Origin of the sequence: Streptomyces sp. NBC_01571 (assembly GCF_026339875.1) — a bacterium.
Lineage (GTDB): Bacteria > Actinomycetota > Actinomycetes > Streptomycetales > Streptomycetaceae > Streptomyces.
On sequence record NZ_JAPEPZ010000001.1, the window covers coordinates 8,773,130 to 8,793,005 of the forward strand.

Here is a 19,876-nt window from a genome sequence, read left to right on the forward strand (position 1 = left end):
GCTCCCGGCACCGGCCCGGCGCGCCCGCCGGACCGCCCCGTAGGCTCGTCGGCACCATGAAGACCGTACGCATTCCCGCGGGTTGGCCCGCGACGGAGGAGCAGGCCCGCGCCGCGCAGGACGAGCTGCGCGGGCGGGTGGTGCTCGACGAACCGGGACCGCCGCCCGGCACCGGCACGGTGACGGGGGTCGACGTGGCGTACGACGACGAGCGGGACCTCGTCGTGGCCGCCGCCGTCGTGCTCGACGCCGCCTCCCTCCACGTCGTCGCCGAGGCCACCGCCGTCGGACAGGTCTCCTTCCCGTACGTTCCCGGGCTGCTCGCCTTCCGTGAGATCCCGACGGTGCTGGCCGCGCTCGACAGGCTGCCGTGCCCCCCGGGCCTCGTCGTCTGCGACGGTTACGGCCTCGCCCACCCGCGGCGCTTCGGCCTCGCCAGCCACCTCGGTGTACTCACCGGGCTGCCCACGATCGGGGTCGCCAAGAACCCTTTCACCTTCACCTACCAGGAGCCCGGTGCCCCGCGCGGCAGCGCGTCACCCCTGCTCGCCGACGCGGACGAGGTGGGACGGGCGCTGCGCACCCGTGACGGCGTCAAACCGGTGTTCGTGTCCGTCGGCCACCGGGTGAGCCTGGACCACGCATGCGCGCACACGCTGGCGCTCACCCCCGAGTACCGCCTCCCGGAAACCACCCGGCGCGCGGACTCCCTGTGCCGGCGCGCCCTTCAGGAGGCAACGCCTTGACCGGCCGGGCCCGTTGACCCGGTACGCGTTCTGAGTACTTGTACGGATGTGCCGCCACCCGGGTGATCGGCAGGCTGTGCCGTATGACGACGCACCGATCCCCGAAGCCCGCCGTCCGCCGAGACCGGCCCGGCCCCGAACGGCCCGCCGGGCGTGCCGTGACGGCCGCGCTGGTCCTCTCCGTCGTCGCCGGGGTCGGCTGGGTGGGCGGAATGATCTACACGGTGCTGGAGTGGCCGCTGTAGGCACCCCGGGCAGCCACGGGAGTCGATGTGCGGGACGACCCGTCACGAACCGGGCGGTGGCGGACCTCCGTTCAGCAGGCCCGTGACGGGGGAGTGGCCCGCGGCGGACGGGGCGATGTCCACGGGCCGGGGCGGGAGCGCCCCGGGCGCACGCGGCGGCAGGATGCCGACGCGCCGGCGGACGGGCCGAGCGTTCCGGCGGCCGTCACCGGGAGGCGGCGACCCGGAAGGTGATGCCCGCCGCGCGGAGCCGTGCGATGAGCGCGTCGCCCATCGCCACCGCCGTCGTCACCTGACCGGCCGTCCGCGGCAGGTCGTCGAAGGCGAGCGACAGCGCGGACTCGGCGAACATCTTCGCGGTCTCGTCGTAGCCGGGGTCCCCGCCCGCGACCTCGGTGAACACCCGCTTCCCGCCGCCCTCGCCCACGAACCGCACGGAGAACCAGCTCTTGGCCCGCCGCGCGGCGCTCGGTCCCTCGCCCGGCTTGATCCGGCCGGACAGCCAGCGCCGCGCGGGCGGCAGTTGGGCCGCCGCGAACACCGCGCCGACGGCGGCGACCCCGCCCACCGCGATCGGCAGCCGCTGGACGGCCGCGTAGTGGCGGTAGCGGAAGTCGGGCCCGTACCGCTGCAGCCCCCGCGCCGAACGCTGCACGATCTGGGGGTCGATCGTGGGCAGCGGAAGCGCCCAGGCGCCGACCTCCTTGGCGTACCGGGGCGCGCTCACCGGCGCGGACGCGCGCCGTCCCATCAGCCGCGGTTCGTGCCGGCCGCGGTCCCGCGCCGCGGTCAGGATCTGCCGGCCGCGCGCGAACTGGGTGAGCGCGGAGGCGAACGTGCCGCCCGAGAACATCGCCTGGGCGCGCACGAATCCGTCGACCCGCAGCGGTACGCCCTCGGGCAGCTGCCGCACCGTGAAGTACGCGCCCAGGTCGTGCGGGACCGAGTCGAAGCCACAGGCGTGCACGAGCCGGGCCCCGGTCTCCCGGGCGCGCGCGTCGTGCCGGACGTACATCAGGTCCACGAACTCGGGTTCGCCGGTGAGGTCCAGATAGTCGGTGCCGGCGTCGGCGCAGGCGGCGACCAGTTCCTCGCCGTGCAGGATGTACGGACCGACCGTCGTGGCCACCACGCGCGCGTTGCGGGCCAGTTCACGCAGCGACGCCGGATCGGAGACGTCCGCCCGGATGACGTCGGGGGTGCCGGCCAGCCGTTCGCGCAGCCGCTCCAGCTTCTTCCGGTCGCGCCCCGCGATCGCCCAGCGCAGCCCCTCGGGCGCGTGCGCGGCGAGGTACTCCGCGGTGAGCACCCCGACGAAGCCCGTGGCTCCGAAGAGCACGATGTCGTACGCGCGGTCCGTCTCTTTCGCCCTGGTCATGACACTCCCACTCTCGACCGCGCCCGAGCGCGCGGTGCCCCCGCCGCCGTGCGCGAAGCGCCGTTGTCGGTGGCTGAGGCTAGCGTGAGGGACGAACAGCCGGACGACGAGGTCGGGCGAAGAGGCCGGAGGTGGCCCGTGGCCGTACCGGGGAGTGCCCTGAGACGGTGCGCGTGCGTGAGCGGGTCCGGCCGCCCGCTGCCGGGCGCGGCCCGGTCCGTCGGCTCCGCCCGCGTCCTGCCGGGCGCTCCGGTCGCCCCCGGGCCCGGCCCGCTCGGATCCAGCCGGAGACGGATATCCCCGCCGTCCCCGACGGGTCCCGGTGTCGAGGCCGTGGAGCACGGAACCCGCTGACACGCCCTTGTCCGGCGTGTTTCGGCAGGGTTCGGTGGTCTCTCCGCGATCCCCTCCCCGGGATTTGACTAAGCGCTTGCTCGCTGGGGCTTGCCCAGTGTGGAACACGTTCTTAACATCTCTGATGTCACATCAGTGGTGTCACAGTGCTGGGGGCTTGATGGCAGTGGCAGGGACGACGGCGCACGGCCCGCTGGCCGGGGTGCGCGTGGTCGAGTTGGCGGGCATCGGTCCCGGCCCGTTCGCCGCCATGCTCCTCGCCGACCTCGGCGCGGACGTCGTCCGCGTGGACCGGCCCGGCGGTCCGGGGCTCGGGATCGATCCGGAGTACGACGTCACCAACCGCAACAAGCGGTCGGTCGTGATCGACCTGAAGTCCGAGGACGGTCCGGCCCGCGTCCTGGACCTGGTCGAACGCGCGGACGTCCTCGTCGAGGGTTTCCGCCCCGGCGTGGCCGAGCGACTCGGCGTCGGCCCCGGGGTCTGCCACACGCGCAATCCCCGGCTCGTCTACGGACGCATGACCGGCTGGGGACAGCAGGGCCCGCTCGCCCAGCGCGCCGGGCACGACATCGCGTACATCGCCCCGACCGGCGTCCTCGGAATGATCGGCGGGCCGGACGAACCCCCAGCGGTCCCGGCGAACCTCCTCGGGGACTACGCGGGCGGCTCGCTCTACCTCGTCGTGGGTGTCCTCGCCGCGCTCCACCACGCCCGCGCGACCGGCACCGGACAGGTCGTGGACGCGGCGATCGTGGACGGCACCGCACACCTCTCCTCGATGATCCACGGCATGGTCGCCGCCGGTGGCTGGCAGGACCGGCGCGGCGCCAACCTCCTGGACGGTGGCTGCCCGTACTACGGGACGTACGAGACGTCCGACGGGAAGTACATGGCGGTGGGGGCCCTCGAAGCCCGGTTCTACGACGAGTTCGTGCGGCTGCTCGGCATCGAGGAGCACGCGGGCGCCCGCACGGACGTGGCCCGCTGGGGCGCGCTGCGCGAGACGGTCGCCGCGCGTTTCAGGACCCGAACCAGGGAGGAGTGGACCGCTGTCTTCGACGGCTCCGACGCGTGCGTGGCCCCCGTCCTTTCGCTGCGCGAAGCTCCGGCGCACCCCCACCTCGCCGCCCGCGGCACCTTCACCGACCACGGCGGCATCACCCAGCCCGCCCCCGCGCCCCGCTTCTCCGTGACCCGCACGTCCGTCCGCTCCGGTCCCGTCCTGCCCGGCACGGGCGCGGCCGACGTCGCCCGCGACTGGGGCGTACCCCACCTGGCCGAGGACGAGCGGACGAAGGACGGCGGCTGATGGGACTCCCCGTTTCGCCCGACCGCGCGGGCGACCACCGGCAGGTCCGCGCCGGGGCCGCCCCGCAGCAGGAGGCCGAGGCCGCCGTCCAGGACGCGTGCCGCGAGCCGATCTCCCCGTGCGGGCCCAGAGGCCGCGTACGCGAGCGTGTCGAGGCCTTCCTGGGGGCCGCGGCCGACATGCTCGACGTCATCCCGGCAGGGGTCCGGTACCGGGCCGGCCGGCCGAGACCGTCAGGAGCCGGCTCCAGGAGGGGACACGCATGAAGCGGCAGATCTTCGGTACCGAGCACGACGCGTTCCGCGAGACCGTGCGCACCTTCCTCGCCAAGGAGGTGACGCCGTACTACGAGCAGTGGGAGAAGGACGGCATCGTCTCGCGCGAGGCATGGCGGGCGGCCGGGACACAGGGGCTGCTCGGACTCGCCGTACCGGAAGAGTACGGGGGCGGCGGCAACGCCGACTTCCGCTACAGCGCCGTACTCGCCGAGGAGTTCACGCGCGCGGGGGCCGCGGGTCTCGCCCTCGGCCTGCACAACGACATCATCGGACCGTATCTGACCGGTCTGGGCACCGAGGAGCAGCGGCGGCGCTGGCTGCCCGGCTTCTGCGACGGCTCGCTGATCACCGCGATCGCCATGACAGAGCCCGGCGCCGGATCCGACCTCCAGGGCATCAGGACGCACGCCGAGGACCGGGGCGACCACTGGCTGCTCAACGGTTCCAAGACCTTCATCTCCAACGGGATCCTGGCCGACCTCGTGATCGTCGTCGCCCGGACGACCCCCGAAGGCGGTGCCCACGGCCTGTCTCTGCTGGTCGTCGAGCGCGGCATGGAAGGCTTCGAGCGTGGCCGCAACCTCGACAAGATCGGACAGAAGGCCCAGGACACGGCCGAGCTGTTCTTCCACGACGTCCGCGTCCCCAAGGAGAACCTGCTCGGCGAGTTCAACGGAGCCTTCGTGCACCTCATGACGAACCTCGCCCAGGAGCGCATGGGCATCGCCGTCGCCGGGATCGCCGCCGCCGAACACCTGCTGGACATCACCACGCAGTACGTCAAGGAGCGCGAGGCCTTCGGGCGGCCGCTGTCCAAGCTCCAGCACATCCGCTTCGAGATAGCCGAGATGGCGACCGAGTGCGCCGTCACCCGGACGTTCCTCGACCGCTGCATCGTCGACCACTCGAACGGGGAACTCGACGCCGTGCACGCCTCGATGGCCAAGTGGTGGGCCACCGAACTGCAGAAGCGTGTCGCCGACCGCTGCCTGCAACTGCACGGCGGCTACGGCTACATGACGGAGTACCGCGTCGCCCGGGCCTTCACCGACGGCCGCATCCAGACCATCTACGGCGGGACCACCGAGATCATGAAGGAGATCATCGGACGCTCCCTGCTCGGCTGACCCTCCGCACCCTCCCCGAAAGGCTCACCGTGACCACCGAAGCGTACGTGTACGACGCGATCCGCACCCCGCGCGGCCGCGGCAAGGCGAACGGCGCCCTGCACGGCACCAAGCCCATCGACCTGGTCGTCGGGCTCATCCACGAGATCCAGCGCCGCCTCCCGGGTCTCGACCCGGCCGCGATCGACGACATCGTGCTCGGCGTCGTGGGTCCCGTCGGCGACCAGGGTTCCGACATCGCCCGTATCTCCGCGATCGCCGCGGGACTGCCCGACACGGTCGCCGGCGTGCAGGAGAACCGCTTCTGCGCCTCGGGCCTGGAAGCCGTCAACCTGGCCGCGATGAAGGTCCGCTCCGGCTGGGAGGACCTGGTGCTCGCGGGCGGAGTCGAGTCGATGTCGCGGGTGCCGATGGCCTCGGACGGCGGCGCCTGGTTCGCCGACCCGATGACCAACATGGCCACCAACTTCGTGCCCCAGGGCATCGGCGCCGACCTCATCGCCACCATCGAGGGCTTCTCGCGGCGCGACGTCGACGAGTACGCGGCCCTGTCCCAGGAGCGAGCCGCCGCCGCCTGGAAGGACGGCCGCTTCGAGAAGTCCGTCGTCCCCGTGAAGGACCGCAGCGGCCTCGTCGTCCTCGACCACGACGAGCACATGCGCCCCGGCACCACCGCCGACTCGCTCGGCAAGCTGAAGGCGTCGTTCGCGGACATCGGCGACCTCGGCGGCTTCGACGCCGTGGCCCTGCAGAAGTACCACTGGGTCGAGCAGATCGACCACGTCCACCACGCGGGCAACTCCTCCGGCATCGTCGACGGCGCCTCCCTGGTCGCCATCGGCTCGAAGGAGGTCGGCGAGCGGCACGGCCTCACCCCGCGCGCCCGGATCGTCGCCGCCGCCGTCTCCGGCTCCGAACCCACCATCATGCTCACCGGCCCCGCGCCCGCCACCCGCAAGGCGCTCGCCAAGGCCGGGCTGACCATCGACGACATCGACCTCGTCGAGATCAACGAGGCCTTCGCCGCGGTCGTCCTGCGCTTCGTGAAGGACATGGGCCTCTCCCTGGACAAGGTGAACGTCAACGGCGGAGCGATCGCGCTCGGCCACCCGCTCGGCGCCACCGGCGCGATGATCCTCGGCAGCCTCGTCGACGAACTGGAGCGCCAGGACAAGCGCTACGGCCTCGCCACCCTGTGCGTGGGCGGCGGCATGGGCATCGCCACCATCGTCGAGCGCGTCTGACCTTTCCCACGGATCAACGGACCCACGCATCTAACGGAGCACCCCTGATGAGCACTGAGCCCACCACCATCCGCTGGGAACAGGACGAGACCGGCGTCGTCACCCTCGTCCTCGACGACCCCAACCAGTCCGCCAACACGATGAACCAGGCCTTCAAGGAGTCGATCGCGGCGATCGCCGAGCGCGCCGAGGCCGAGAAGGACTCCATCCGCGGCATCATCTACACCTCCGCCAAGAAGACCTTCTTCGCGGGCGGTGACCTCAAGGACATGATCCAGGCGGGCCCGGAGACCGCCCAGCAGGCCTTCGACACCGGTACGGCCATCAAGTCCTCGCTGCGCCGCATCGAGACCCTGGGCAAGCCGGTGGTCGCCGCCGTCAACGGCGCGGCCCTCGGCGGAGGTTACGAGATCGCCCTCGCCTCCCACCACCGGGTCGCCCTGGACGCCCCCGGCTCCAAGATCGGCCTGCCCGAGGTCACCCTCGGCCTGCTGCCCGCGGGCGGCGGCGTCACCCGCACCGTCCGCCTCATGGGCATCACCGACGCCCTCCTCAAGGTGCTGCTCCAGGGCACCCAGTACTCCCCGCGGCGCGCCCTGGAGAACGGGCTGGTCCACGAAGTGGCGGCCACCTCCGAGGAGATGCTCTCCAAGGCCCGCGCCTTCATCGACGCCAACCCGGAGTCACAGCAGCCCTGGGACAAGCCGGGCTACAAGATCCCCGGCGGCACGCCGTCGAACCCGAAGTTCGCCGCCAACCTCCCCGCCTTCCCGGCCAACCTGCGCAAGCAGCTGGGCGGCGCCCCCTACCCGGCTCCGCGCAACATCATGGCGGCCGCCGTGGAGGGCTCCCAGGTCGACTTCGAGACCGCCCTCGTCATCGAGGCGCGCTACTTCACCGAGCTGGTCACCGGACAGATCTCGAAGAACATGATCCAGGCGTTCTTCTTCGACCTCCAGGCCGTCAACTCCGGCGCCAACCGGCCCAGGGGCGTCGAGCCCCGCAAGGTCACCAGGGTCGCGGTCCTCGGCGCGGGCATGATGGGCGCCGGCATCGCCTACTCCTGCGCCCGCGCGGGCATCGACGTCGTCCTCAAGGACGTCTCCGCCGAGGCCGCCCAGAAGGGCAAGGCCTACTCCGAGAAGCTGTGCGCCAAGGCCGTCGCCAAGGGCCGTACCAGCCAGGAGAAGGCGGACGCGCTGCTCGCCCGGATCACGCCCACCGCGGACCCGCAGGATCTCGCCGGCTGTGACGCGGTCATCGAGGCCGTCTTCGAGGACACCTCGCTCAAGCACAAGGTGTTCCAGGAGATCGAGGCGGTCGTCGCCCCCGACGCCCTGCTCTGCTCCAACACCTCCACGCTCCCCATCACCGCCCTCGCCGAGGGAGTGGAGCGCCAGGAGGACTTCATCGGCCTGCACTTCTTCTCGCCCGTCGACAAGATGCCGCTGGTCGAGATCATCAAGGGCGAGCGCACCGGCGACGAGGCCCTGGCCCGCGCCTTCGACCTGGTCCGGCAGATCAACAAGACGCCGATCGTGGTCAACGACTCGCGCGGCTTCTTCACCTCCCGGGTGATCGGCCACTTCATCAACGAGGGCGTCGCCATGGTCGGCGAGGGCATCGAGCCCGCCTCCGTCGAGCAGGCGGCGGCCCAGGCCGGTTACCCGGCGAAGGTGCTCTCCCTGATGGACGAGCTGACCCTCACCCTGCCGCAGAAGATCCGCCGCGAGTCGAAGCTGGCCGTCGAGGAGGCCGGCGGCACCTGGACCGCGCACCCGGCCGAGGCCGTCATCGACCGCATGGTCGACGAGTTCGGCCGCCCCGGCCGCAGCGGCGGCGCCGGCTTCTACGAGTACGGCGAGGACGGCAGGCGCGGCAGGCTGTGGCCGGGGCTGCGCGAGCACTACACCAGGCCCGGGTACGAGATCCCGTTCCGGGACATGCAGGAGCGCATGCTCTTCTCCGAGGCGCTGGACACCGTCCGGCTCGTCGAGGAGGGCGTGCTGACCTCCGTCGCGGACGCCAACATCGGGTCCATCTTCGGCATCGGCTTCCCGGGCTGGACGGGCGGCGTCCTGCAGTACATCAACGGCTACGAGGGAGGGCTGCCCGGATTCGTGGCCCGCGCGCGGGAACTCGCCGAGCGCTACGGGGAGCGGTTCAACCCGCCCGCGCTGCTGATCGACAAGGCGGCCAAGGGCGAGCCGTTCAGCGACAAGAAGGGCGCGGCGTCACCCGCCGGACGGTGACCCGCCGCTGAGCGGTACGCCGCTCCCGCTCCCCGGGGCAGGGACCGGACGCCGACCGGCGTACCGGTCCCCGCCCTCAGGGGTCCTCACGGGGTGACGCGGTACGGCGCACCCGCAAGCCGTGGGACCCGTCGCCCCGACCGGCCTGTTCATCCCGGCTGTCGTCCCGGCCGGCTCAGGACTCCTCCTCCAGCCACTCCCGCAGCTCCCGCTTGAGGGAGCGCTGGAACGTGGTCAGGAGAGCCTGCACCACCAGCGGCTGCATGTGCGCCGACAGCGACCGCACCGCCGCGGCGGACTCGTGCCGGCCCACCGCCTCCCGCAGCAGCGTGGACAGTTCGTGCGCCACGGCACGCGAGTGCTCCAGCAGGACGCCCTGCGCCGCGAGGATCGTCCCGTGCGCCAGCGGTACGTCGAGGAGCTGGACGCCGAGCCCGAGCAGCCCGGGGTCGACCCGGAAGGAGTCCCCGGCCCGCTCGACGACGTTCATCGCGACGAGCCGCTCCAGATGCTCCTCCTCCAGCGGCCGGCCCGCCCGCCGCTCCAGCTCCTCGCGCGTCACCTCCTCCGCCGCGTCCGGTGCCCAGGAGGCCACCACCGCACGGTGGAGAGCGAGATCGCGGGCGCTCAGGTCGGACGGCAGCTGCCGCAGATGACGCTCGATCGCGGCCAGGGTCATGCCCTGGCGCTGCAACTCCTCGATGAGCGCGAGCCGGGCCAGGTGCTCCTGGCTGTAGTGCCCGACCCGGCGGGGGCCGATCACGGGCGGCGGCAGCAGACCCCTGGTGCTGTAGAAGCGGACCGTACGGACCGTGACGCCCGCGCGCGCGGCCAGCTCGTCGACCGTGAGCGCCGGCTCCTCGGTGTCCGTCGTCATGGCAGGTCCTCGCCTCTTCGGTGGTACAGCGATCAGGTGCAACAGTATTGCTGTCTCACCGGTGTTGTGAAAGCGTCCGGAGCGGTCGCCGCCCGACACGCTCCGTGGAACCACCGGCACGCTCCGTACGTTCATCCGTCGTCCCGGCAGGACGGCCGGGACGCGCGATGCCGAGCCGATGGCGCCAGGAGGCGGTCATGACCAAGATCCTGCGACTCCCCGGGGACCCTGCCGAACTCACGCTCCCCGCCCTGCTGTTGCGCAACGCCGAGGACCACGGGCATCTCCCGGCCCTGTCCTGGCGCACCGACACCGGTGCCGGCTGGACCACGCTCACCTGGAGCGAGGTGCGCCGAGAGGCGGCCACCCTCGCCGCCGGGTACGCGGCACTGGGCGTCGAGCGCGGCGAGCACGTCCTGATGATGATGACCAACCGCCCCGAGCACTGGCTCAGCGACCTGGCCCTGACCCACCTGGGCGCCGTCCCGGTCACCGTCTACGGCACCGCGGCACCCGAACAGGTCGCCCACATCGCCCGGCACAGCCGGGCCCGCCTCGCGATCGTCGAGGGCGCTCGCGAACTCGGCTGCTGGGAGCCACTGCTGGCGGACCCCGGCACCCGGCTGGAGCGCCTGGTGGTGGCCGAGGCGGCGCAGGCGGGACCGCACCGGACGTACGAATCCCTCAAGGGGCACGAGATCCTCGGGCCGTTGGGGAACCTGGGCGTCCTGGAGAAGAACGGCGGGGTGCTGGAGAAGAGGGGCCTGTTGAAGGCGGGTGCCCAGGAGCGGACGGACCTCTTCGAGAAGGCCTGGCGCGAGACCCGTGCCACGGACCCCCTGACCGTCGTCTACACCTCGGGCACCACCGGAGAGCCCAGAGGCGTACGCGTCACCCACCGCAACGTCGTCCTGAACGCGCACGCCCTGAACCGGCTCGTCGAGCTCCCCGACCACGTCGAGCACCTCTGCTACCTCCCCCTCGCGCACATAGCCGAGCGCATGCTCGGCATCTACCTGCCGGTGTTCCGCGCCTCGCACGTGTACCTGTGCCCCGACCCGGCGCAGGTGGGGTCGATCGCCCGGGAGCTGCGTCCGGCCCAGTTCTTCGGCGTCCCCCGGGTGTGGGAGAAGCTCGCCGCGGCCGTACGGACCGCGCTCGCGGGGCTCCCGGCGCGGCGCCGCGCGGACGTGGACGCGGCCATGGAGACGGCACGCGCGCGTGTGGCGTGCCGCGAACGGGGAGAAGAGCCGTCCGCCGAGCTGGAGGAGGCGTACCGGACGGCGAGGGAGCAGGTCCTGGGCCCGATCCTCGCCCTCGCCGGATTCGACCGCCTGGTGTGGACGGCGAGCGCCTCGGCGCCGATGCCTCCGGACGTGGCCGACTTCTGGGCGGGCTTCGGACTGGTGATCATGGATGCCTGGGGGCTGACCGAGACCATAGGCGTCGCCACGACCAACAGCCCCGCCGCCTTCCGCCGCGGCTCGGTCGGCAGACCTGTGGACGGCCTGGAACTGCGGACCGCCGGGGACGGCGAGATCCTGGTGCGCGGCGCGACCGTCTTCGACGGCTATCTGCGCGCCGACGGCACGGTCGAGGACCCCCGCGACGCGGAGGGCTGGTTCGCCACCGGCGACCTCGGGCGGATCGACGAGGACGGCTTCCTCCTCCTGACCGGCCGCAAGAAGGAAATGATCGTGACCTCGACGGGCAAGAACGTCTCGCCCGCCCACGTGGAGAACACGCTCAAGGAGCACCCCGTCGTCGACCAGGCCTACGTCCACGGCGACGGCCGTCCGTACCTGGTCGCCCTGCTCGTCCCGGACCCCGCCGCGGCGGGGGATCCGGTGGACCTGGCGGAGGCGGTCGCGCAGGCCGTGGCGCAGGCGAACACCCGGCTGAGCCGCACCGAGCAGATCAGGCGCTACCACGTGCTCGACCGGGAATGGGGCCCCGCGACGGGCGAGCTCACGCCGTCGCTGAAGCTGCGCCGCACGGCGGTACAGGAGCGCTACAGGGACGCCATCGAGCAGCTGTACACCTTCTGACCTGCGACTGAACCGCTTTGATCAACATGTGAGATGTCCCGCGATGTGAGGTGTGCCATCGCATACGCGCGCGTTCGTCGGGAAGGTGGCTCCTTGGTCCGTGCCGCGACAGGGGAGGTACGGGCCGAGACATATCCGGACACCCGGGCGCACCGCGCGTCGGGCGCACCAGAGAGTGGATCCACCCGTGAGCAAGGACGCCGTAGACACGGCCAAGGCCGCCGCATCCCGCACCGACGCGGCCCGCACGCCCGCGGACGCGGGCGACGCCGGATACAGCAAGGACCTCAAGGCCCGCCACGTCAACATGATCGCCATCGGCGGCGCGATCGGCACCGGACTCTTCCTCGGCGCCGGCGGACGCCTCCACAGCGCGGGCCCCGCACTGGCGATCGCGTACCTCGTCTGCGGAACCTTCGCCTTCTTCGTCGTGCGCGCCCTCGGTGAGCTGGTCCTCTACCGGCCCTCCTCCGGATCCTTCGTGTCGTACGCGCGTGAGTTCCTCGGCGAGAAGGGCGCCTACGTCGCCGGGTGGATGTACTTCCTCAACTGGTCGACGACCGGCATCGCCGACATCACCGCGATCGCGCTCTACACGCACTACTGGAGCTTCTTCACCGACATCCCGCAGTGGGTGCTGGCCCTGATCGCCCTCGCGGTGGTCCTGGCCGTCAACCTGATCTCGGTGAAGATCTTCGGCGAGATGGAGTTCTGGTTCGCGATCATCAAGGTCGCCACACTGGTCTCCTTCATGCTGGTCGGCATCTTCCTGCTGGCCACCCACCACGACGTGGACGGCCAGAAGCCCGGTCTGAGCGTCATCACGGACCACGGCGGTCTCCTGCCGCACGGCCTGATGCCGGTCGTCCTCGTGATGCAGGGCGTGATCTTCGCCTACGCGGCCCTGGAACTGGTGGGTGTCGCGGCGGGCGAGACCGCCGAGCCCGAGAAGGTCGTCCCGCGTGCGGTGAACTCGATCATGTGGCGCGTCGGCCTCTTCTACGTCGGCTCGGTCGTCCTGCTCGCGCTGCTGCTCCCCGGTTCGGTCTACTCGGCCGACGAGAGCCCCTTCGTCACGGTCCTGTCGAAGATCGGCGTCTCGGGAGCCGGTGACGTCATGAACCTGGTCGTGCTCACCGCGGCCATGTCGTCGCTGAACTCCGGCCTGTACTCCACCGGCCGCATCCTGCGCTCCATGGCGACGGCGGGCTCCGCGCCCAGGTTCACCGCGCGGATGAACCGCAGCCAGGTGCCCTACGGCGGCATCCTGCTCACCTGCGCGGTGTGCGTGCTCGGTGTCGGCCTGAACTACCTCATGCCGGACCAGGCATTCGAGATCGTCCTGAACGTGGCCTCCCTGGGCATCATCAGCACCTGGGTGATCATCATGATCTGTCACCTGGTGTTCGTCCGCCGTGCCAAGGCCGGCCTGCTCACGCGCCCGTCCTTCCGTCTCCTCGGCAGCCCCGTCACGGAGACCGTGACGATCCTCTTCCTGCTGGCCGTGCTCGGCCTGATGTGGAACGACCCGGAGGTCGGGCGCGAGACCCTGCTTCTCATCCCGGTGATCGCGGCTCTGCTGGTCGGCGGCTGGTTCGCGGTCCGCCGCCGGGTCTCGAAGGCCGCGGAGGAGGAGCTGAGCGGGCTCACGAGGTAGCGCCGGCCGCGGTCCGGTGGCGGCTCGAGGAGCGTTGTCAGTGCCGGCGTCTACGGTGGCGTCATGTCGGGGATCATGTATGTCCGGGGTGACGCCACCGCTCCGTCGGTGAAGGGCGTCAAGCTGATCGCCCATGTCTGCAACGACATCGGGGGCTGGGGGAAGGGCTTCGTACTCGCGCTCTCCCGCCGCTGGCCGGAGCCGGAGAAGGCCTACCGCGCCTGGCACCGCGACCGCGCACACAACGACTTCGGGCTGGGTGCCGCCCAGTTCGTCCAGGTCGAGCGGTACGTGTGGGTCGCGAACCTGATAGGCCAGCGGGGCATCCGGACGGGCAGCAAGGGGGTCCCCGTCCGGTACGAGGCGATCGACGCGGCGCTCGAACGGCTTGCGGACCGGGCCGTCGCACTCGACGCGTCCGTCCACATGCCCCGTATCGGCTGCGGCCTGGCGGGCGGTGCCTGGTCGCGGGTGGAGCCGCTCATCACCCGGCGGTTGGTGCAGCGGGGGCTCGCGGTGACGGTGTACGACCACGAGGGGTGAGTGACCCGCGACGGACGACCGTGAAGGACGGGACGCTCGCGACGGCCGACCGGACGGCAGGGGTCGGCGGAGGGGTTACTTTCAGTCAACTCTGGCGCGGAATTTCGTTGGTTCGCACGCGTGAACGGGTACATCACGGCCATGGACCTCATCCCGTACCCGATCGGCCCACTCAACCCGAAGGTTCCGGATCTGCTCCTCGCGCTGCCGCTGTTCGCCCTCGTCTACGTGCTCATCGCCCGGATACTGCCACGGATGAACCGGGTGCTCGAGGCACGGGACGACGCGATCAACGGCACCAGGGCGCGGGCCGACGCCGTGCAGGCCCGCGCCGAGCGTGAGCGCGCCCTGACGGAGGCGCTGCTGGCCGAGGCCCGTCATGACGCCGCCCGGATTCGTCAGGACGCCCACGAACGGGGCGCCACCCTGATCGCCGAGGCCCGTGAGGACGGGCAGCGCGCACGCGAGACCGTCCTGGCCGAGGGCCGCGCCCGCATCGAGTCCGAGCGCGCGGCCGCCGAGGTCGAACTGCGCATATCGGTTTCCGAGTTGGCCTCCGACCTGGCGAGCCGCATCGTGGGCGAGCGGATCGGAGCCCCCGCGCAACACGGCAACTGACACCCGCCGTCGAACGGCCGCCCGTCCCGGAAGGGGCGGGCGGCCGCACGGACGCTGGCCCACGGCCGGAGTCCTGGACTCAGCCGGAGTGGACGGAGTCGGTCGCAGCGATCTTCTTCCACGACCTGGGCTGTGCGGGGACACCCTTCTGGGCCCGGGCCGCCGACAGCGAGGCGCCCCGCGCGGCGGGCGCCGCCGGCTTCGACGGCTGGAACAGCCAGGTGTCGAAGAGCGCGGCGAGAGACTTGCCGGACACCTTCTCCGCGTACTTCCGGAAGTCGTCGACCGTGGCGTTCCCGTACGGGTGCTCCTTCGGCCATCCCTTCAGCACGGTGAAGAACGCGTCGTCCCCGATCTCGTTGCGCAGCGCCTGGATCGCCAGCGCTCCCCGGTCGTAGACGGCGGTGTCGAACTGGTTGTCCGGACCGGGGTCACCGGGCTTCACCGTCCAGAAGGCGTCGTCCGCAGGGTGCGACGCGTACGTGTAGTCCGCGAGTTCCTGCGTCGTCCCCTCGCCCTCGTGCTCGGACCAGAGCCACTGCGCGTACCGCGCGAAGCCCTCGTTGATCCAGATGTCCTTCCACCCGGCCAGCGACACGTCGTCGCCGTACCACTGGTGCGCCAGCTCGTGGACGACCACGGAGGTGTTGGAACCGCCCGCGAACTGCCGGGGGCTGTAGTACACGCGTGTCTGGGTCTCCAGCGCGTACCCGGTGGTGGTGTTCGGGACGTAACCCCCCACCGAGTTGAAGGGGTACGGGCCGAAGTAGCCGGTCAGCCAGTCGACGATCTCCCCGGTCCGCTCGACGCTCGCCCGTGCGGCGCCGTCGTTGTCGCCGAGGTCCTTGCTGTACGCGTTGACGACCGGGACGCCGTCGGACGTCTTCCCGGTGGTGATGTCGAACCTGCCGATCGCGAGCGTGGTCAGATAGGTCGCCTGCGGCTTGTTCGAGCGCCAGTTGTAGCGGGTCCAGCCGCGCTGCGAACTCGTCGACTGGAGTACGCCGTTGGAGATGGCCTGGGTGCCGTCCGGCACGGCCACCGAGACGTCGTAGGTCGCCTTGTCGCTCGGGTGGTCGTTGCTCGGGTACCACCACCAGGCCGACTCGGGCTCGTCCGCCGCGACGGCGCCGTCCGGAGTGCGGTGCCAGGTCGAGAAGCCGTACGCGCTCTTGGTGGAGGGCACCCCGCTGTAGCGGACCACCACAGTGACGGGTGTGCCCTTCGGCAGCGGGGTCGCCGGGGTGACCTCCAGCTCGTGCTGGCCCGAGGTGGTGAACGAGGCCTTCGCGCCGTTGACCCGCACCTCGCTCACATCGAGCAGGAAGTCCAGATCGAAGCGCGAGAGATCTTGCGTGGTGGTGGCCAGGAGGGTTGCCGTGCCCTCCAGTTCGTCCGTCGCCGGCTGGTAGGTGAGCCGGAGGTCGTAGTGCGAGACGTCGTACCCGCCGTTGCCGTAGGCCGGGTAGTAGGGGTCGCCGATGCCCGGCGCCCCGGGGGTGTAGTCCGCCGCCGAAGCCGGGATCGCCAGCAGCAGGGAGGCGGCGAGCGCGCCCGGGGCGATGAGTCTGCGGTGCACGTCAAGCTCCAAGTCGTTGGGGCACGGGGTCTGTTCGGAGCCTATTGAGTCCCTGTGACCCCGGCCGTGTCCATGGCCACCCCTGTCACACGATCGCCATTCGGCCGACACCTTTCGCAGGAACGCCGCACCCGCCCCGTCCGCCCGGAGGTTCCTGCTACGTACCCGCCAAGTGCCCCCTTTTGCACAGGAGTTGACCGGGGTACCGTCCGCGCATGCCGATACCAGCGCGCCGCATGCGCTTCACGACCTGGAGATCGCTCGCGACGGTGGCCACGGCCGCCCTGATGGCCGCCTTCCTCACCCCCGCCGCCGCGCACGCCGCCGTGCGGGAGAGCGCCCCGGTGTACTCCTACGACAACGCCGTCCGCGAATCCGTCTGGGTGGACACCGGCCTCGACGGTGACGGCGACGGCAGGACCGACCGCGTAGCCGTCGACATCGTCCGGCCCCGCGAGCCCGCCCAGCAGGGCCGCAAGGTGCCCGTGATCATGGACGCCAGCCCGTACTACTCCTGCTGCGGACGCGGCAACGAGAGCCAGCTCAAGACGTACGACGCGCACGGCGACGTCGTCCAGATGCCGCTTTTCTACGACAACTACTTCGTGCCCCGCGGCTACGCCGTCGTCGGCGTCGACCTGGCCGGAACCAATCGCTCCGACGGCTGTGTGGACGTCGGGGGCCACTCCGACATCCAGTCCGCGAAGGCGGTCGTCGACTGGCTGAACGGCCGCGCCCGGGCCTACACCACCCGCACCGGTGCCGACCCGGCCAGAGCGACCTGGACCAACGGCCGTACCGGCATGATCGGCAAGAGCTGGGACGGCACCATCGCCAACGGGGTCGCCGCCACCGGCGTCAGGGGCCTGAGGACCATCGTGCCGATCAGCGCCATCTCCTCCTGGTACGACTACTACTTCGCCCAGGGCGCCCCGCTCTACGACTCGGGACCGGACTGGCTCTCCGACTACGTCGACAGTCCCGACGCCCGGGCCAGGTGTGCCGCCGTGCAGCAGAAGATCGTCGCGGGAGCCCCGCGCACCGGCGACTGGACACCGTTCTGGACCGAGCGCGACTACGTGAAGGACGCCGGCAAGGTCAGGGCCAGCGTCTTCCTCGTCCACGGCATGCAGGACCTCAACGTCCGCACCAAGAACTTCGGCCAGTGGTGGAGCGCCCTCGCCAAGAGCGGTGTCGAGCGCAAGATCTGGCTCTCCCAGACCGGTCACGTCGACCCGTTCGACTACCGGCGCTCCGCCTGGGTCGACACCCTGCACCGCTGGTTCGACCATGAACTGCTCGGCTACGACAACGGCATCGACCGCGCGCCCATGGCCGACATCGAGCGCCACCCCGACCAGTGGGCCACCACCTCCGTCTGGCCGCCCCGTTCGACCGGGACGGCCACCCTGCGCCCCGGCACCGGCCCCCAGCAGGGCGTCGGCACCCTCGGACTGCGCAAGGGCTCCGGAACGGAGACGTTCACCGACGACCCGCGGCTGAGCGAGACCGACTGGGCGGCCCACATCGACCGGTCCACCAGCGAGAAGGCCGGGTTCGTCACCAAGCCGCTGACCAGGGACCTGCGCCTGTCCGGTTCCTCCAAGGTCACGGTCACCGCCACACCGACCACCTCCACCGCCCACCTCAGCGCGGTCCTGGTCGACGTCGGCCCGGACACCATCCGTGACTACGCCGACGGCGGCGAGGGCATCACCACCCTCACCGACCGGACCTGCTGGGGATCGAGCTCCGCCGGCGACAGCTCCTGCTACAAGGTCACCCGGGCCACGACGACCGACGTCGACGCCACCGTCCTCAGCCGGGGCTGGGCCGACCTCGGCACCTACGCCTCCCCGTTCAAGGGAGTACCGCTCACGCCGGGCAAGGCCTACACGATCACCCTCGACCTGGCCGCCACCGACCACGTCGTGCCGGCGGGCCACCGGCTCGCGCTCGTCGTCGCGGGCACCGACCGGGATCTCATCGACCCGCCCTCCAGCACCCCGACCCTGACCCTCGACCTTTCCCGTACGTCGGCCCGGGTCCCGGTGGTCGGAGGCGCCGAGGCCTTCGGCAGGGCGACCGCGGGGACCGGCACGGCCGTGAGTCCGTCCGCCCACGACGGCGTACGCGATCCGCGCGCGGCCCGGCGGATCCCGGGCGACCGCCACTGACGGCGTCCCGGATACGCGCCGGGGCCGTGCCGGTCACCCACCGTCACGGCCCCGGCCACGCCGAGCACCCGGAACCGCGGCCGACCCGGGGTCTGTTCGGCCGCCCAGCGCCAACCACCGCTCACCGGAGGCATGTTCGGGCCCCGGGGCCCAACCAACCTCCACCCGGAGCCCGTTCGGCTCCGCGGGCCGATTACCCTCTAAGGGAGGCCCGTTCGGCCACCTGGGAGCAGGCGCCTCCCACCGGAAGTCCGTTCAGGCACCTGGCACCACGGCCACCGGCCCGCCGGCCGTCTGTTCGCGGCCAACGGTTCAGCGCGCCGCGGCCGGGTCCTCGCCCCCGACGAGCGCGGCCGCCTCCCGCGCGCATCCCCAGGCCACCGTGACCCCCGCGCCACCATGGCCGTAGTGGTGCACCACGACCCGCCCGTCGGCGCGCACCTCACGCTCCAGCCGCACCGGGGTGCGCACCGGCCGCAGACCCACCAGATGACCGAGGACACGCGCCCCCGCGATCTCGGGGCGCAGGGCCACACACCGCTCGACGATCCGCGCCGCCGCCACCGGATCGGGCGTGAGCGACCAGTCGTCCTCGTCGGTGGTGCCCCCGAGCACCAGCCGGTCGGGCTGCGGGAAGACGTACGTGCTCGTCCCGGCGCTCCGGTCGGTCGCGACGATCCAGGAGTTGATGCCGGGGTTCTCCGTGATCACGAGCTGTCCGCGCACGGGCCGTACGGCCGGATCCGGGACCAGCGTGCGTGCCCCCAGCCCCGCGCAGTTGACGACGACCGGCGCCGCAACCCGGGCGAGGTCGGTCACCGTCCGGGTCTCGACGGTCCCGCCGGCCGCCGTGAACCTCTCGCGCAGCCACCGCAGATGCACCGGCATGTCGATCAGCGGCAGTCGCGCGCACAGCCCGATTCCGGCGTACTCCTCGGGTGTGGCCGCCCGCAGCCCCGGCACCCGGGCGGCCCATGGGCCCTGCGCGTCCAGTCGCGACCCCGCCAGTACACCGTCGACCATGCGTACGCCCGTCGTCGCCGGCCGCTCCGCCAACTCCTCGTACACGGAGAGTGACTGGAGCGCCCATTCGCCGGCGAGCGCCTCGGGCTCGATGCGGTACGGCCACCACAGCGCGCCGGCGACCGCAGAGGTGGCCCGCTCGGCGGGCTCCCGCGTCCACACCCGGACCCGCCTGCCGCGCTCGGCCAGGACGACGGCCGTCGTCAGTCCGATGACACCGCTGCCGACCACGATCACGTCGTCGCTTCGCGTGTTCTCCACGCGGGGACGTTAGCGGATCATGCCGTGCTCACGTCACTCCCCGTCCGGGAACAGTCACAGTCCGCTGCACGGTGCCGAGGGGCGGACGCGCGGCGCCGAGGGCGGCGGACGCACGCGTGCGGGCGGCCGGTGGCGCCCGGAACGCGGGGTCTCCGGC

General features: G+C 71.7%; 16 protein-coding genes. 12 read left to right on the top strand and 4 right to left on the bottom strand.

The annotated features are described in order from the left end of the window. The first annotated feature begins 56 nt into the window (after positions 1-56). Positions 57-746, top strand: a complete 690-nt coding sequence (locus OHB41_RS39285; RefSeq protein WP_266704263.1) for an endonuclease V — start codon at positions 57-59, stop codon at positions 744-746. A gap of 83 nt (positions 747-829) precedes the next feature. Further along, positions 830-991 carry a morphogenic membrane protein MmpA gene (mmpA, locus tag OHB41_RS39290; protein WP_266704265.1) on the top strand — a complete coding sequence of 54 codons (162 nt, stop codon included), beginning with the start codon at positions 830-832 and terminating at the stop codon, positions 989-991. A 205-nt stretch (positions 992-1,196) separates the two neighbouring features. Here mmpA and OHB41_RS39295 read toward each other — a convergent pair whose 3' ends face one another. Then, positions 1,197-2,369 carry a saccharopine dehydrogenase family protein gene (locus OHB41_RS39295; protein ID WP_266704267.1) on the bottom strand — a complete coding sequence of 391 codons (1,173 nt, stop codon included), beginning with the start codon at positions 2,367-2,369 and terminating at the stop codon, positions 1,197-1,199. 514 nt (positions 2,370-2,883) lie between these two features. Between OHB41_RS39295 and OHB41_RS39300 the strand changes: the two genes are divergently transcribed. From OHB41_RS39300 to OHB41_RS39320, 5 genes are read left to right on the top strand one after another with little or no spacing between them, the layout of a single operon-like run. Next, positions 2,884-4,035, top strand: a complete 1,152-nt coding sequence (locus OHB41_RS39300) for a CaiB/BaiF CoA transferase family protein (RefSeq protein ID WP_266704269.1) — start codon at positions 2,884-2,886, stop codon at positions 4,033-4,035. Further along, positions 4,035-4,301 carry a hypothetical protein gene (locus OHB41_RS39305; RefSeq protein WP_266704271.1) on the top strand — a complete coding sequence of 89 codons (267 nt, stop codon included), beginning with the start codon at positions 4,035-4,037 and terminating at the stop codon, positions 4,299-4,301. The genes OHB41_RS39300 and OHB41_RS39305 overlap by 1 nt, the downstream gene beginning before the upstream one ends. Then, complete coding sequence (locus tag OHB41_RS39310; RefSeq protein ID WP_266704273.1) at positions 4,298-5,440, top strand: acyl-CoA dehydrogenase family protein; 1,143 nt, start codon at positions 4,298-4,300, stop codon at positions 5,438-5,440. Before OHB41_RS39305 ends, OHB41_RS39310 begins: the two co-directional genes overlap by 4 nt. Positions 5,441-5,469: 29 nt before the next feature. Continuing rightward, positions 5,470-6,684 (top strand): acetyl-CoA C-acetyltransferase, encoded by a 1,215-nt coding sequence (locus OHB41_RS39315; protein WP_266704275.1) that lies wholly within the window; start codon positions 5,470-5,472, stop codon positions 6,682-6,684. Between the two features lie 47 nt (positions 6,685-6,731). Further along, positions 6,732-8,936 (top strand): 3-hydroxyacyl-CoA dehydrogenase NAD-binding domain-containing protein, encoded by a 2,205-nt coding sequence (locus tag OHB41_RS39320; protein ID WP_266704277.1) that lies wholly within the window; start codon positions 6,732-6,734, stop codon positions 8,934-8,936. 175 nt (positions 8,937-9,111) lie between these two features. On the opposite strand, the gene OHB41_RS39325 is transcribed toward OHB41_RS39320, so the two are convergent. Beyond that, complete coding sequence (locus OHB41_RS39325) at positions 9,112-9,813, bottom strand: MerR family transcriptional regulator (RefSeq protein ID WP_266704279.1); 702 nt, start codon at positions 9,811-9,813, stop codon at positions 9,112-9,114. A 197-nt stretch (positions 9,814-10,010) separates the two neighbouring features. Here OHB41_RS39325 and OHB41_RS39330 point away from each other — a divergent pair, with 197 nt between their 5' ends. The 4 genes from OHB41_RS39330 to OHB41_RS39345 all read left to right on the top strand — a co-directional run bounded on the left by OHB41_RS39330 (position 10,011) and on the right by OHB41_RS39345 (position 14,679). Beyond that, positions 10,011-11,861, top strand: coding sequence for an AMP-dependent synthetase/ligase (locus tag OHB41_RS39330; protein WP_266704280.1), 1,851 nt, complete (start codon positions 10,011-10,013; stop codon positions 11,859-11,861). Positions 11,862-12,048: 187 nt separating this feature from the next. After that, positions 12,049-13,518: an amino acid permease gene (locus tag OHB41_RS39335; RefSeq protein WP_266704281.1), complete on the top strand. Its 1,470-nt coding sequence runs from the start codon at positions 12,049-12,051 to the stop codon at positions 13,516-13,518. A gap of 63 nt (positions 13,519-13,581) precedes the next feature. Further along, entirely contained in the window at positions 13,582-14,061 is a 480-nt protein-coding gene (locus OHB41_RS39340) for a macro domain-containing protein (protein ID WP_266704283.1), read from the top strand. Positions 14,062-14,181: 120 nt separating this feature from the next. Next, positions 14,182-14,679: a F0F1 ATP synthase subunit B family protein gene (locus OHB41_RS39345; RefSeq protein WP_266704285.1), complete on the top strand. Its 498-nt coding sequence runs from the start codon at positions 14,182-14,184 to the stop codon at positions 14,677-14,679. A gap of 79 nt (positions 14,680-14,758) precedes the next feature. Here OHB41_RS39345 and OHB41_RS39350 read toward each other — a convergent pair whose 3' ends face one another. Continuing rightward, a complete protein-coding gene (locus OHB41_RS39350) occupies positions 14,759-16,258 on the bottom strand; it encodes a M1 family metallopeptidase (RefSeq protein ID WP_266704287.1) in 1,500 nt (499 codons plus the stop codon). A gap of 215 nt (positions 16,259-16,473) precedes the next feature. Between OHB41_RS39350 and OHB41_RS39355 the strand changes: the two genes are divergently transcribed. Beyond that, entirely contained in the window at positions 16,474-18,435 is a 1,962-nt protein-coding gene (locus OHB41_RS39355) for a Xaa-Pro dipeptidyl-peptidase (protein WP_266704289.1), read from the top strand. A 312-nt stretch (positions 18,436-18,747) separates the two neighbouring features. Here the strand turns inward: OHB41_RS39355 and OHB41_RS39360 are convergent, their stop codons facing one another. Beyond that, positions 18,748-19,719 carry an FAD-dependent oxidoreductase gene (locus OHB41_RS39360; RefSeq protein ID WP_266704291.1) on the bottom strand — a complete coding sequence of 324 codons (972 nt, stop codon included), beginning with the start codon at positions 19,717-19,719 and terminating at the stop codon, positions 18,748-18,750. Positions 19,720-19,876: the final 157 nt, after the last annotated feature.